This window comes from Streptomyces sp. NPDC059455, from assembly GCF_042750115.1.
Classification (GTDB): Bacteria; Actinomycetota; Actinomycetes; order Streptomycetales; family Streptomycetaceae; genus Streptomyces; species Streptomyces endocoffeicus.
The window spans coordinates 476-13,860 of record NZ_JBHYVB010000192.1; the positions used below are offsets into that span (position 1 = coordinate 476).

17 protein-coding genes are annotated in these 13,385 nt (G+C 70.9%); 7 read left to right on the forward strand and 10 right to left on the reverse strand.

Annotation, left to right across the window (positions count from 1 at the left end; all coding sequences use genetic code 11):
• Positions 1-124 precede the first annotated feature (124 nt).
• The 4 genes from ACFXB5_RS42460 to ACFXB5_RS42475 form a co-directional block, all read right to left on the reverse strand.
• The gene (locus tag ACFXB5_RS42460) at positions 125-1,030 is read right to left on the reverse strand and encodes an RNA polymerase sigma factor SigF (RefSeq protein WP_385218896.1); all 906 of its coding nucleotides are present in this window, start codon (positions 1,028-1,030) and stop codon (positions 125-127) included.
• 17 nt (positions 1,031-1,047) lie between these two features.
• Complete coding sequence (locus ACFXB5_RS42465; RefSeq protein WP_014054819.1) at positions 1,048-1,461, reverse strand: anti-sigma regulatory factor; 414 nt, start codon at positions 1,459-1,461, stop codon at positions 1,048-1,050.
• A 248-nt stretch (positions 1,462-1,709) separates the two neighbouring features.
• Positions 1,710-2,255: a GNAT family N-acetyltransferase gene (locus tag ACFXB5_RS42470; RefSeq protein WP_385218897.1), complete on the reverse strand. Its 546-nt coding sequence runs from the start codon at positions 2,253-2,255 to the stop codon at positions 1,710-1,712.
• 164 nt (positions 2,256-2,419) lie between these two features.
• Positions 2,420-2,683, reverse strand: coding sequence for a UBP-type zinc finger domain-containing protein (locus ACFXB5_RS42475; RefSeq protein WP_385218900.1), 264 nt, complete (start codon positions 2,681-2,683; stop codon positions 2,420-2,422).
• A gap of 76 nt (positions 2,684-2,759) precedes the next feature.
• Here ACFXB5_RS42475 and ACFXB5_RS42480 point away from each other — a divergent pair, with 76 nt between their 5' ends.
• A complete protein-coding gene (locus ACFXB5_RS42480; RefSeq protein WP_385218901.1) occupies positions 2,760-4,370 on the forward strand; it encodes a Na+/H+ antiporter in 1,611 nt (536 codons plus the stop codon).
• Between the two features lie 84 nt (positions 4,371-4,454).
• On the opposite strand, the gene ACFXB5_RS42485 is transcribed toward ACFXB5_RS42480, so the two are convergent.
• Positions 4,455-5,045, reverse strand: a complete 591-nt coding sequence (locus ACFXB5_RS42485) for an N-acetylmuramoyl-L-alanine amidase (RefSeq protein ID WP_385218903.1) — start codon at positions 5,043-5,045, stop codon at positions 4,455-4,457.
• Between the two features lie 171 nt (positions 5,046-5,216).
• Between ACFXB5_RS42485 and ACFXB5_RS42490 the strand changes: the two genes are divergently transcribed.
• The 3 genes from ACFXB5_RS42490 (at position 5,217) to ACFXB5_RS42500 (ending at position 7,182) form a co-directional block, all read left to right on the forward strand.
• Complete coding sequence (locus tag ACFXB5_RS42490; RefSeq protein WP_385218905.1) at positions 5,217-6,128, forward strand: glutaminase; 912 nt, start codon at positions 5,217-5,219, stop codon at positions 6,126-6,128.
• Between the two features lie 101 nt (positions 6,129-6,229).
• The gene (locus ACFXB5_RS42495; RefSeq protein ID WP_138913880.1) at positions 6,230-6,454 is read left to right on the forward strand and encodes a hypothetical protein; all 225 of its coding nucleotides are present in this window, start codon (positions 6,230-6,232) and stop codon (positions 6,452-6,454) included.
• On the forward strand, positions 6,451-7,182 hold the full coding sequence (locus ACFXB5_RS42500; protein ID WP_385218907.1) for a helix-turn-helix domain-containing protein: 732 nt from the start codon (positions 6,451-6,453) through the stop codon (positions 7,180-7,182). The genes ACFXB5_RS42495 and ACFXB5_RS42500 overlap by 4 nt, the downstream gene beginning before the upstream one ends.
• On the opposite strand, the gene ACFXB5_RS42505 is transcribed toward ACFXB5_RS42500, so the two are convergent.
• The 3 genes from ACFXB5_RS42505 to ACFXB5_RS42515 form a co-directional block, all read right to left on the reverse strand.
• Positions 7,171-7,566, reverse strand: a complete 396-nt coding sequence (locus ACFXB5_RS42505) for a VOC family protein (RefSeq protein WP_385218908.1) — start codon at positions 7,564-7,566, stop codon at positions 7,171-7,173. The genes ACFXB5_RS42500 and ACFXB5_RS42505 overlap by 12 nt on opposite strands.
• 88 nt (positions 7,567-7,654) lie before the next feature.
• Positions 7,655-8,593 (reverse strand): beta-ketoacyl-ACP synthase III, encoded by a 939-nt coding sequence (locus ACFXB5_RS42510; RefSeq protein ID WP_385218910.1) that lies wholly within the window; start codon positions 8,591-8,593, stop codon positions 7,655-7,657.
• A 210-nt stretch (positions 8,594-8,803) separates the two neighbouring features.
• Positions 8,804-9,514: an HAD family acid phosphatase gene (locus ACFXB5_RS42515; protein ID WP_385218912.1), complete on the reverse strand. Its 711-nt coding sequence runs from the start codon at positions 9,512-9,514 to the stop codon at positions 8,804-8,806.
• Positions 9,515-9,777: 263 nt separating this feature from the next.
• Here ACFXB5_RS42515 and ACFXB5_RS42520 point away from each other — a divergent pair, with 263 nt between their 5' ends.
• On the forward strand, positions 9,778-10,170 hold the full coding sequence (locus ACFXB5_RS42520; RefSeq protein WP_385218914.1) for an STAS domain-containing protein: 393 nt from the start codon (positions 9,778-9,780) through the stop codon (positions 10,168-10,170).
• Between the two features lie 228 nt (positions 10,171-10,398).
• Entirely contained in the window at positions 10,399-10,878 is a 480-nt protein-coding gene (locus tag ACFXB5_RS42525; RefSeq protein WP_385218916.1) for an STAS domain-containing protein, read from the forward strand.
• Between the two features lie 181 nt (positions 10,879-11,059).
• On the opposite strand, the gene ACFXB5_RS42530 is transcribed toward ACFXB5_RS42525, so the two are convergent.
• On the reverse strand, positions 11,060-11,278 hold the full coding sequence (locus tag ACFXB5_RS42530; RefSeq protein WP_385218918.1) for a hypothetical protein: 219 nt from the start codon (positions 11,276-11,278) through the stop codon (positions 11,060-11,062).
• A gap of 263 nt (positions 11,279-11,541) precedes the next feature.
• The gene (snpA, locus tag ACFXB5_RS42535) at positions 11,542-12,207 is read right to left on the reverse strand and encodes a snapalysin (protein WP_385218920.1); all 666 of its coding nucleotides are present in this window, start codon (positions 12,205-12,207) and stop codon (positions 11,542-11,544) included.
• Positions 12,208-12,499: 292 nt separating this feature from the next.
• On the opposite strand from snpA, the gene ACFXB5_RS42540 reads away from it, so the two are divergent.
• A complete protein-coding gene (locus ACFXB5_RS42540; protein WP_385218922.1) occupies positions 12,500-13,381 on the forward strand; it encodes a LysR family transcriptional regulator in 882 nt (293 codons plus the stop codon).
• The last annotated feature ends 4 nt before the right edge of the window (positions 13,382-13,385 follow it).

Here is a 13,385-nt window from a genome sequence, read left to right on the forward strand (position 1 = left end):
CTCACCGGGGGGGCGCGGGGGGGGGGGGGGGCGCCGCCCCGGACTCGGGGTCCAGGGGCAGAGCCCTTGGTAGCGGGAAGGGGCGGGGAGGGGAAAGAATCACGGGCACCCCACCGCCCGCTCGCTACTCCTCGACCAGCAGCTTGTCGCGCAGCTGCGCGAGAGTGCGGGCCAGCAGCCGGGAGACATGCATCTGGGAGATGCCGACCTCCTGCGCGATCTGTGACTGCGTCATATTGCCGAAGAAGCGCAGCAGCAGGATCTTCTTCTCGCGCGGTGGCAGATCCTCCAGCAGGGGTTTGAGGGACTCGCGGTACTCGACGCCCTCGAGCGCCTCGTCCTCCGCGCCGAGGGTGTCGGCGACCGCCGGGGACTCGTCGTCCGTGTCCGGGACGTCCAGGGACAGGGTGCTGTAGGCATTGGCGGACTCCAGCCCCTCCAGCACCTCCTCCTCGGAGATGGACAGATGCTGGGCCAGCTCATGGACGGTCGGGGCGCGGCCATGGCGCTGGGAGAGCTCCGCGGTGGCCGTGGTCAGCGACAGCCGCAGCTCCTGGAGCCGGCGCGGCACCCGCACCGCCCAGCCCTTGTCGCGGAAGTGGCGCTTGATCTCGCCCACGACCGTGGGTGTCGCATAGGTGGAGAACTCCACACCGCGGTCCGGATCGAACCGGTCCACGGACTTGATCAGCCCGATGGTGGCGACCTGGGTGAGGTCGTCCAGCGGCTCACCGCGGTTGCGGAAGCGCCGGGCCAGGTGCTCCACCAGCGGCAGATGCATACGCACGAGGTTGTTGCGCAGCTCGGCCCGCTCGGCGGAGCCCTCCGGCAGCCCTCGCAGCTCGGCGAACATCGCCCGCGCGCCACTCCGGTCCTGCGGATCGTGCTGCTGATGCACCTGCTCGTGCTGATCCATGTGGTCCGCCCGCTCTGGTCGGTCTCCTGCCGCCTCCGAGTCCGCGGGATGCGGCCGGGCCGGCGGGTGCGGGATGGCCGGGGTACCTACTCCCCGCGATGATGCAGTGCTCACGGAGCCCCCTTGTTCCGTCACGGCTGTCCGGGGCCGGCGCCGCGCTCCTTGTACAGGCTGATGCTGACCGTTCGGTCCTCGGCCACCGTGGAGTCCACCTTGCCCGCCAGTGCGGAGAGCACCGTCCAGGCGAAGGTGTCGCGCTCGGGGGCGCGACCGTCGGTGGTGGGAGCCGATACGGTCACCTGGAGTGCGTCGTCGATCAAGCGGAAGACGCAGCTCAGCACGGAGCCGGACACGGCTTGCTGCAGCAGGATCGCGCATGCCTCATCTACGGCGATACGCAGATCCTCGATTTCGTCGAGGGTGAAGTCCAAGCGGGCTGCGAGGCCGGCGGTGGCCGTCCGCAGCACCGACAGATAGGCACCCGCAGCGGGCAGCCGGACTTCCACGAAGTCCTGGGTCCCGGGCTCGCCTGCGATCTGGGACACCCTCACCTCCAAGGTGACACAAGCTGATTGAGCTGAGCTGATTGGAGCGTCGGCCCCGAACCCTTATGGTGGAGGGTGAATACGGGTCGGCGCTGTATGTACTTTGGCTGCGACGCTATCGCGATCTGCGGTTCGGTGTCGCCCGGACGAAGCACGGCCCCCATCACGGGTGACCCCCGGCCCACAAGGCCGCGATATCACTCATAGTAAGCACATGAGTACGCAGCGTGGCTAGAGGGTTTGCGGTCTCAATTCGAAAGAGATGTCGCCTCACTCAGGAAATCGCTGGTCACGGCGGTGCCCATGGCCTGAGCGGCCAGCGCTCGCAGCGGCTCTCCCGAGAGCCTGCGCACCGTCCATTCATCCATCGCCTCCGCGCCGATCGCGGCGTAGAAGCCGATCGCGGGCTCGTTCCAGTCGAGCACCGACCATTCGAAACGGGCATATCCCCGCTCCACGCAGATCCGCGCCAGCTCGGCGAGCAGCGCCTTGCCATGGCCGCCCCCGCGGGCCCGCGGGGTGACGTACAGGTCCTCCAGATACACACCATGGGTGCCCGTCCAGGTGGAGAAGTTACGGAACCACAGGGCGAACCCCACCGGACCGGCGCGCTCTCCGGCGCCACCGGCCTCCTCGGCGATCAGCGCGAACACCGCGGGATGCGCCCCGAAGAGCGCCTCGCGCAGCTGCTCCTCGGTGGCCTTCGCCTCCTGCGGAGCCCGCTCGTAGTCCGCCAGCTCGCGGATCATCGCATGGATCGCCGGAACGTCGGACGGCTTCGCTGATCGGATCATGTGGTGAAGGCTAACGGGCCACACCGACAAACGCGGCAGTCGATCTACGACATTGCGCGGAAAACGCCAAGACCTGGGCGTCCGCGGAGCCGGGCGGCCCACCACACCCCGGCATCTCACGGCACGATGAGCCGATCCACTCACGCCACGATGAGCCGATCCGCTCACGGCACGATGAGCTGATCCACAAAGCACCAGCGCCAGTCCTCACCCTCCTCGAAGCTGCGCATCACCGGATGGCCGGTCTGCTCGAAGTGCCGGGTGGTGTGCTGGTACGGCGAGGAGTCGCAGCAGCCCACATGGCCGCACACCAGACACTTCCGCAGCTGGACGGGGTGGCTGCCGACCGCCAGGCATTCGGGACAGGTGTCGGACCGCGGCTCCGGTTCGGGACGCGGCAGTGCGGGAACATGCGGGCACTCGTTCATGATTGCCAGACTAAAACGCCGCGTGAGCGGAGCACATGGACGACCGTCGGACGGCCGACGGAGACAGGGCCGGACGATGGACGTATTGCCGTTGTTGATGCTGGTCGCGGGCAGCGCGGTGGTCGCGGGCGCGGCGCGCCGGACCCCGGTGCCCGCGCCGCTGCTGCTGGTCACGGTCGGGCTCGTCGTCTCGTACCTGCCCGGGGTGCCGGACTACACGCTGGACCCGCATATCGTGCTGCCCCTGGTGCTGCCGCCGCTGCTGCACAGCGCCGCGCTGGACAGCTCGTACCTGGACCTGCGGGCGAATCTGCGGCCGATCGCGCTGCTCTCCGTCGGGTATGTGCTCTTCGCGACGGTCGCGGTCGGCATGGTCGCCCATCTGCTGATCCCGCAGCTGCCGCTGACCGCCGCCCTCGTGCTGGGCGCGGTGGTCGCGCCGCCGGACGCCGTGGCCGCCACCGCCATCGCCCGCCGGATCGGGCTGCCCTCCCGGCTCACCACGCTCCTCCAGGGCGAGTCCCTGTTCAACGACGCGACCGCGATCACCGCCTACCGGGTGGCGGTGGCCGCTGCCGTGGGGGAGGGCGTCAGCTGGACCGAGGGGCTGCGGGAGTTCGCCTTCGCGGCCATCGGCGGTGTCGTGGTCGGTCTGATCCTGATGGTGCCGCTGCACTGGCTGCGCACCCGGCTGCGGGACCCCCTGCTGCAGAACACCCTCTCGCTGCTCATCCCCTTCGTCGCCTACGCCGTCGCCGAGCAGTTCGGGGCGTCGGGTGTGCTGGCCGTCGTGGTGGTCGGGCTCTACCTCGGACACCGCTCCTGGCAGGTCGACTTCGCCACCCGGCTCCAGGAGGCGGCGGTCTGGCGCATGATCGACTTCGTTCTGGAGTCGGCGGTGTTCGCGCTGATCGGGCTGCAACTGAGGGTCGTGGTGGGCGGCCTGGGGGAGTACAGCGCGGGTGAGGCCGCCTGGTACGCGGCCGTCGTCTTCCTGGCCGTGGTGGTCGCCCGCTACGTCTGGGTCTTCCCGTCGACCTTCGTGCCGCGCATGCTCTTCCCCGGGATCCGCGAGCGCGAGCCCGGCACCAACTGGACCGCGCCGGTCATCGTCGGCTGGGCCGGGATGCGCGGCGTGGTCTCGCTGGCCATCGCCTTCTCGATCCCGGAGACCGTGCACGGCGGCGGCCCCTTCCCGGCCCGCAACCTGATCCTCTTCCTCACCTTCACGACCGTCATCGGCACCCTGGTGATCCATGGGCTCACCCTGCCGTCCCTGATCCGGCTGCTCGGGCTGCCCGGCCGTGACCCCCACGCCGAGACCCTCGCCGAGGCCCAGGCGCAGAACACCGCGTCGCTGGCCGCCGAACGCCGTCTGGGGGAACTGCTCGCCGATGAGCGCAACGCCCTGCCGTCGCCGCTCGCCGACCGGCTGCGCACGGTGCTGGAGCAGCGCCGTAACGCCGTGTGGGAGCGGCTGGGCGCGGTCAACGAGGTGACCGGCGAATCGGCGGACGACACCTATCGGCGGCTGGCCCGGGAGATGATCGAGGCCGAGCGGGCGGTGTTCGTGGATCTGCGGGACGCCCGGCGGATCGACGAGGAGATGCTGCGGTCGCTGCTGCGGCGGCTGGACCTGGAGGAGGCGGCGCTCTACCGGGAGGGGGCCGCGGAGGACGGAGCCTGAGCCCCGGCCCCTCCACGGCCGCCCTTACGCGCTACGCGCTTCCCCAAGGGCGCTCTGTGCTTGCTCTGTACTTCCCTCTGGGTCCTACTTGAGCTGTTCGCGGATCCGGTCGCGCATCGAGGCCATGGTGAAGCCGCGCGGATCCACCTTGCCCGGCTGCCATTCGAGGTGGCCGATCACCGAGCGCTCGGTCCAGCCGTGATGGCGGCACACGGCCGCCGCGGCCCGCGCGATCGCGTCCAGCTGGGCCTCGGGCCACGGGTCCTCGCCGTCGCCCAGGTTCTCGCATTCGAAGCCGTAGAAGGCGCGGTTCCCGTCGGTGTTCGCCTCGTTGTCCGACGGAAGCGCCTTCTCGGCGATCACCGCCCGCAGGACGTCGTCGTCGCCCAGCCCGGCGTGGTTGGCGCGGCCGTAGCCGACCAGATGGACTCCGCCGTCCTTGGCGATCACGCCGTGGCACAGCGGGCCGGGCAGCCCCTCGAAGCCGTCCCGGCAGATCTCCACGGTCTCCTCGGTGCCGGAGGTGACGGTGTGGTGGATCATCACCCCGTGCACCGGGCCCCACGGCCCCTTGTGGTTGCGATTGTGGTGCCGCCAGTCGCCGACCTGCGTCACCTTTAAGCCCTCGTTCGTCAGCGCCGCCAGGAAGTCCCCCGCGGACATGGGTGAGGCCATGCCCCGCCTCCGTTCTGGTCCTGTGGCGGGCCCCGGTCGCGGCCCGCCTCGTTCACCCGCTTGCTTACCCGACGCACACCCATAAACACATGGGGTGATGAATGGTGGGGGGCGCGTTATCGTGCGGACCGGTTCATCCGTACGACCTCGCAACAGGAGACGCACCGCACCATGGACTACCAGGCAGTGCTGGAGGAGGTCGCGGCTCATGTGAGGCCGCAGATCGGCCGGGGGCGGGTCGCCCAGTACATCCCGGCGCTCGCCTCGGTGGACGAGGACCGCTTCGGGATCGCCCTCGCCGACGTCGACGGCCGGGTCACCGGAGTCGGCGACTGGGAGCGGCCCTTCTCGATGCAGTCCATCTCCAAGGCGTTCAGCCTCGCGCTCGTCCTCGCCGACGACGGCGAGAAGCTGTGGCGGCGGGTCGGCCGGGAGCCCTCGGGCAACCCCTTCAACTCCCTGGTGCAGCTGGAGTACGAGCACGGCATCCCGCGCAATCCGTTCATCAACGCCGGGGCGCTCGTCGTCACCGACCGGCTGCACACCCTTACCGGCGACGCCAGCACCACCATGCTGGACTTCCTGCGCGCCGAGAGCGGCAACCCCGACCTCGCCTTCGACCAGGAGGTCGCCGTCTCCGAGACCGCCCATGGCGACCGTAATGCGGCCCTCGCCCACTTCATGGCCGGCTACGGCAACCTCGACAACCCCGTGCCGACCGTCCTCGAGCACTACTTCTGGCAGTGCTCGATCGAGATGAGCTGCCGCGATCTCGCCCTGGCCGGCGGCTTCCTCGCCCGCCACGGGCTGCGCGCGGACGGCTCCCGGCTGCTGTCGCGCAGCGAGGCCAAGCGGGTCAACGCGGTCATGCTCACCTGCGGTACGTACGACGCGGCGGGCGACTTCGCCTACCGCGTCGGGCTGCCCGGCAAGAGCGGGGTCGGCGGCGGCATCGTCGCGGTGGTGCCGGGCCGCTGCACGCTGTGCGTCTGGAGCCCCGGCCTGGACGCCCGCGGCAACTCGGTGGCCGGGGTGGCGGCCCTGGACCACTTCACCACGCTGACCGACTGGTCCGTCTTCTAGGCCGCGTCCGCCGGACCGTGCCGCCTGCGCCGGGAGGTGGCGCGAGGCCTGGCGTGGCGGGAGCATGGAAGGTAGTGGTGGTGAGCAGGAGGTGTACCGCCATGCAGCACGAGATGCGCGCCGAATACGAGGAGGGCAGCTCCGGGCGGGTCGCGGGCGCGCCGGTCAAGATCTGGCACATGGTCCGCGGGAACGGAACGACCGCGATGTGCGGGCGGGAGCTGGCCCCGGACGCCGAGACCCAGGCCGCCGACCTGTGGGCCACGGGTGACGCGGGGCCCTTCTGCCACTCCTGCGGCGCGATGTATCTGCGCGAGGTCCCTTGAGCGCCTCGAGCGAGTACCGGGAGCGGAGTGCGCTGATCGGCCACGGCGCCGTGGTGTGGACCCGTACGGCCGGCACCGGGCCGCAGCGGGTGCTTCCCGACGGCTGTACGGATCTGATCTGGAGCGAGGCGGGGCCGGGGCCGGACGGCGAGCTGCTGGTCGCCGGGCCGGACACCCGTGCGCACCTGGCCCCCGGCCCGCCGGGCACCCGCGCGGTGGGGCTGCGGTTCGCGCCCGGCACGGGCCCCGCCGTACTGGGCGTACCGGCGCATGAGCTCCGCGATCTGCGGGTGCCCTTGGCCGCGCTCTGGCCGGGTGCGGAGGTTCGGCGGCTGGCCGAGCGGATCGCCACCGGGCAGACGGCCGCGGGCCGCCTTCTGGAGGAGGCGGCCTTCGGACGGCTGCGGACGGCGGAACCACCCGATCCGGTGCTCGCCGCGATTGTCGCGGGGGTCTCGAACGGGACGGGGGTGGCCGGGATCGCCGCCGCCGTGGGCCTGGGGGAGCGGCAGCTGCACCGCCGCTCCCTCGCCGCGTTCGGCTACGGCCCCAAGACGCTGGGCCGGGTGCTCCGGCTGAACCGGGCCCTGGACCTGGCGCGCGGCGGCCTCCCCTTCGCGGAGGTCGCGGCCACAGCGGGCTATGCCGACCAGGCCCACCTCGCCCGCGACGTCAGGGCGCTGGCGGGGGTGCCCCTGGGACGTCTGCTGCGGGGATCAGGAGGGTAGCGGGGCGAACAGGTCGATGCCGTTGCCGTCGGGGTCGAGGACCGTGGCGTAGCGCTGGCCCCAGGGCGCGTCCCACGGCTCGAGTTTGCCGCGTACCCCCGCCCCCACAAGGTCCTGGTAGGTCTTGTCCACGTCGGCGGGGCTGTCGCAGGCGAAGGCGAGCCCCACCTGGTGGGAGCCGCTCGGTGGCGTCCACTCCGGTTCGAAGGAGCGCACCGTCGCGACGGTGTCCCACATCAGCCGCGCGCCGCCGGGCAGGGCGGCCTCGACATGGGGCTGGGTGTCGGCCTCGGCGGGGATGTCGAGGCCGAGACGGCGGTAGAAGGCGAGGGAGGCGGCCATGTCGGCGACGACCAGGCCGATGGCGTCGAATCGTGCTGTCATACGGGCAGCGTAGGGAGCGCCCGAGCGGACGGTCTTGAACGAATCGGACGTCCCCGTCGAGGGCGGGCCGGGACGGTCAGGGGCCCCCTCAGGGGCAGTGGATGACCTGGCCCGCGTACGACAGGTTGCCGCCGAAGCCGAAGAGCAGCACCGGGGCCCCGGAGGGCACCTCCCCGCGCTCGACCAGCTTGGAGAGGGCGAGCGGAATGCTGGCCGCCGAGGTGTTGCCGGACTCCACCACATCGCGGGCGATCACCGCGTTGACGGCGCCCAGCTTGCGCGCGACCGGTTCGACGATCCGCAGATTGGCCTGGTGCAGTACGACACCGGCCAGGTCCTCCGGGGAGAGCCCGGCCCGTTCGCACACCTTCCGCGCGATCGGCGGCAGATGGGTGGTCGCCCAGCGGTAGACGGTCTGGCCCTCCTGCGCGAACCGGGGCGGTGTGCCCTCGATACGGACCGCGCCGCCCATCTCCGGGACCGAGCCCCACACCACCGGGCCGACGCCCGGCCGCTCGGCGGCCACCACTACGGCCGCGCCCGCGCCGTCGCCGGTCAGCACGCAGGTGGAGCGGTCGCTCCAGTCGGTGGCCTCGCTGAACTTCTCCGCGCCGATCACCAGGGCCGCGGTGGCCGCCCCGGCCCGGATGGTGTGGTCGGCGGTGGCGAGGGCGTGGGTGAAGCCCGCGCACACCACATTGAGGTCCATGGTGGCGGGGCAGGTCAGCCCGAGCCGGGCGGCGACCCGGGCCGCCATATTGGGGCTGCGGTCGATCGCCGTGCAGGTGGCGACGAGCACGAGGTCGATGTCGGAGGGGGCGAGCCCGCTGTTGGCCAGCGCCTTGGCGGCGGCCGCCGCGGCCATCTCGTCGACCGTCTCGTCGGGGCGGGCGAGATGCCGGGTGCGGATGCCCACCCGGCTGCGGATCCACTCGTCGCTGGTGTCGACCATGGCCGCGAGGTCATCGTTGCCGAGCACCTTCGCGGGCTGGTAGTGGCCGAGCGCCAGTACGTGCGAGCCGGTCATCGGTCATCCCCTTCGCGCCAGTGTCGACGTGTCCGCGCAATTCTGCGGAGATCTCGACGGACAGTCTGCGGTGTGTCCAGTCTTGAGCGGAGCAGACGTGCCGTGCGCTCGGGTTACTCACCAATCTTGGGCGCCAAGATCTGGAGTTCCCGGCCTTTCCCCGGCGGGTGCCGAGGGTCGTGGCGGAAGGGGATGAGCGCTGACCGTGGCTCAGGAGAGCTGGCCGTCGTAGTCCGGGAGCTTGAAGGACTTCTCGGCGTGGCCACCGGTGATGTCGGTGGGGCTGTTGCCGATGTTGGCGATGATCGTGTAGCCGTTCTTCTCGATCTCCGCCCGCTTGGCGGTCTTGTACTCGGCCACGTCCTGGAAGAGGTCCGGCAGATGGCGTACGTACAGACCGGCCACCGAGTAGCCGACCTTCTCCAGGTTGTACTCGGTCGGCAGGTAGATGATGCCGGGGCGCGCGGTGACGAAGAAGATGGCCACGCCGCGGTCGTGGGCGTACTGGGCGAGCCTCAGGACCGGCTCGACGGCGGGCTGGGGGTAGCTGAAGCCGAAGTCCGTCTCCAGCGAGGTGTTGTCGATGTCCAGGACGATGGCCTGCTTCTCGCCCGAGGGGTCGGCGGTGCGCTCCTCGATATACGGGCGGGCCTGCTCGTCGATGATGGCGCGAACATCACGCTGCCAGGTCTCGTAGTCGACCTCCTTGGCGGCGGTGGCGCTCGTCGGCGCCGCCGAGGCCGCGGCCGCCGTGGTGCCGGTGGTGCCAGTGGTGCCGGTGGTGCCGGGCGTGGCCGCGGTCACCGTGGTGGCGGGCGTGGTGGCGGTCGCCGTGGTGGCCGTTCCGCCGACGCCGATGGCGAGGGCGAGGACCACCGTCGTCATGCCGAGCCGCCGTGATCGCACGCGTCCTGCTGTCATCGGTCATCCTTCGCGTCGGGGCGATTGCCGGGTGGCATGCTCACGGCTGCCGGTGGACATGAGAAGACCTCTGCTTTACCGGCGAGTAACGGTTGGTGGCCGAGGGGGCTTAATAGGCCAACGACACGTGCCGGGCCGTTCGTTGACTGGTCAGCCGGTAGATGGGTATGTCATCTACTGAAGGGCCGGCCTGGACCCCGGCGATGACCGGCGTGGCTGCGGGCTCCGGTGTCGCGCGCCTCCACCAGGTCAAGGAGGCTTGCATGTTCGATGATCGGCCCGCCTTCGGCGTCCGAGTCCACTCGCTCGGCGGCGTCACCGTCGCCGAGGTCGCGGGAGAGCTGGACATCTTCGCCGCGGGGCGGATCGTGGCTCGGCTCGATTCCCTCGTTCAGGTGCGCTGCCCGGATCTGATCCTGGACCTACGACCGGTCACGTTCCTGGACTGCGCCGGATTGTCGTTACTGTGCCGGTTGCGCAATCGTGTGCTGGAGCGGGACGGGCGGCTGCGGCTCGTCATCGGCGATCCGCGCTTTCTGCGGCTGCTGCGCATGGTCCGGCTGGACGACGCCTTCGAGGTACTGGAAGATCTGACTCCGGCGATCGCGGGCGCGGCGGGTCCGGTGGTCGGAGGAGGCGGTGACTCCTTCGCGTAGGCCGTATCTGACCAAGTGTCAATAGTAAGAACCGAAATTCACTCGGACGAGCGGTCTTTACCGGCGGAATGCTGCGTCCCTCCCTCTGTAACCGGGGGTCACCCCCTTACGCTCGCGGGACGTCGCCTGAGGACCCGGCGGATTTCGCACCCGATGCCCGACCCTGCCCGCTTCCGGGACCTGACGAAGGTGAGAGGGGGCAGTGTGCCGTTCCGAGGGGATATCGCGATGACGCAGCAAGGCGCTCCCCGTGATGCGCCGGTGCCGCTGGACCGCGGTGCCCAGGACGCCGCGCGGGAGCCCGCGAGCGAGGATCCGGCCGACGACGTCGTTGCTCGGGCCCGTACGCACCGGGTCGGTGGGTACACCGTCGTGGAGCTCCACGGCGAGATCGACATCGCCGGGGTGGGAAGCGTGGGACCGGCGCTGGACGCGGCCACGGCCGGGGACCGGCCCGCCGTGATCGTGGACTTACGCCCGACCGCCTTCTTCGACTGCTCGGGCCTGGGGCTGCTGTGCCGGGCCCATCGGCGTGTCCGGGAGCGGGGCGGGCGGATGCGGCTGGTCTGCGACGACGCCTTGATCCTCCGCACCCTGCGGGCGGGGCGGATGCTGGATGTGCTCGAGCCGGTGGCCACGTTGGACGAGGTGCTGGACGAGGTGCTGGACGAGGTGCTGGGCGAGGCGTTGGGCGAGGGGGAGGGCTAGGAGGAGGGCCAGGTGTCCGGCGGATCTTGACGCCTGCGGCGGGCTGTTCCCCTCCCCGCCCCTTCCCGGCACCTGACGATATGCGGCTCCGCCGCGTGCGGGGCTCCGCCCCAGACCCCGCTCCTCAATCTCCCCCAGCTACCGCTGGGAGGTGCCCCCTGGAGGGGCTGGAAGGCGGGGCTCAGGGTCGGCGGTCCTGGGGTGGGGGAGGGGTCACCCGATGGCCCCGGTGCTGCCGCCCGCGGCCCCAGGCGCGATGGCGGGGCCGCCCGCCGCCCGGGAGGGTCTCGTGGCTCTCGGGGGACATGCGGTTGCCGTTCTGGACATTGGTCCGGTGGATCAGCAGGGCGCCCACGGCGATCAGCGCGAGGATGACGACCACGGTGATCAGGGTCTCCATCGTGCTCACTCCCTGGGACCGGGGCCCATAGCTGGAGGGAATCCGGCCGGTTTGTGCGAAATGCTCCTGGTGTCTATACGGTACCTCCGGCCGGAGGCGGCGTCGCTTCCCGTGACGACCGAGGTCGCACGGGCCCAGGAGGTGTCCGGCGGACACCCCGTAAGCGTCCGCACACGCCGAGCGCCCGCACCCGGCGTCGGGAACCGGGTGCGGGCGGTCAGGCCCTGATCCAGCGGATCAGTGGGTTCGGCGGGCTCGTGGGCTCAGTGGGTCTTGGCCAGCTGCTTCTCGAGCTTGGCCAGGCCGTTGGCCCAGAGCTGGTTGACGCGGTTGATCTCGGCCTGGTTCGGCTTCGAGTTGGTGCAGGACGTGCCGGGGCCGCCACCGGACATCAGCTCGCTGCACGGACCCGAGTAGTGGTCCGGAAGCCCCAGCACATGGCCGGTCTCGTGCGCGGTGACCCGGGTCGAGTCGTACTGCTGGTTCTGGGCGTAGTCCAGGAAGACATAGCCGCTGCCGTGCCCGTCGGTGCTCGCGTACGAGCCCCGGGGGTCATTGCCCTCGCGGTAGGTGAAGTCCGCGTTGCCGCCCTCCTGGAGCTTCACGTTGCTCACCGCGGAGTTCCAGATCTGGGTGGAGCGGGATATCACCGACTTGAAGGTCGGGGCCTGGCTCGCGTTGTAGGTCACGGTGACGGCCGCCGTCGCGCTGCGCGCCTTCGCCCGCTTCTCCAGCGCCGACTTCATGACGGCCTTGATGAAGGCGTCGGTGTCGGCCCGCTCCTCACCGCTCGCCGTGTAGGCGGCGGCCGCGGCACCGCGCTGGGCGGTGGAGTGGTCGGGCGTGGCCGCGGACGCGGGCATGGCGGACAGGGACACCGCCAGGCCGAGGCCGATGGTCGCGGACAGCGCCAGCTTGGGGAGTGACATGTGGGGGACTCCTCATCGTCCTCGGGCCCCGGTCGCCGTGTGGGGTGGCGGCCGGGGCCGTGGGATGAACTCTTGGCTGACGCAGAGTCTTGAGGAGAACCGGCCGTACGCGGAGATATCAACCGGTGATAGGACGAGGGCATATCCCCCGCCGGGCGTTCAAGGCCCGGCCGATGACCGGCGTTTGACACCCCGTTGACCCGTGTTTGACCACCGATTGATCGATTCCGGTACGGGTTGGCGGGATTTCAGAGTCTGGTGTGACGGACAAGTGCGCAGTTATGCTCCCGCCGTGGAGCTCGAGGTGAGGCACCTCCGTGCACTGTGCGCCATAGCCGACACCGGCAGCCTACGGAAGGCGGCGCGTCAACTGGGCATGACCCAGCCGTCCTTGACGACCCAGCTCCGGCGGATCGAGAACACCGTCGGCGGCCGGCTGTTCTCGCGGGAGGTCACCGGCAGTCGGCCGACCCCGCTGGGGCGGTCCGTGCTGTGCCGCGCCCGGCCCATCGTGGCCGAGATGAACGCCCTGGTCAGCGAGGTCCGGCTGGAGGCGGGGCAGACCGCCGACGCCCGGCTGCGCATCGGCAGCACGGGCAGCCGGGCCGTGGTCGGCTGGCTGCGCAGGCTCCGCGCCCGCTACCCCGACGCGGACACCACCATCCACATCGACGTCTCCGCCAACGCGCTGCTGCAGATGGTCGCCGCCAACCAGCTGGACGTCGCCTTCGTCCACGAGGTCGAGGGCGCGCCGCTGCGGGTGCCCGAGGGCGTGGACCGCCGGGTGCTCGTGGAGCGGGAGCCGCAGTTCGTGGCGCTGGCCGAAACCCATCCGGTCGCCGCGCGGCCCGTGGTGCGGCTCACCGAGCTCGCCGCCGACCAGTGGATGGTGGACCCCAGCGTGGACGGCGAGGGGCCCGGCCTGCGCCGGGTGCTGGCCGCCGCGGGAATCAATCCGAGGGTGGTGTACGGGGACTATCTGACCGCCGCCGACCTGGTCGCCTCGGGCGAGGTGGTCACCCCCTGCCAGCCCACCGCGCGGTCCCGCCAGGGCGTGGCGGTCCGTCCGCTGCACGGGGATCCGCTGACGGTCCGGCTGTTCCTGGCTTCACGGGCGGTCCAAGCACACGGGACCGCACCGGACCGCCACGCCATGCGAGGAGCGAGCAGATGATCAG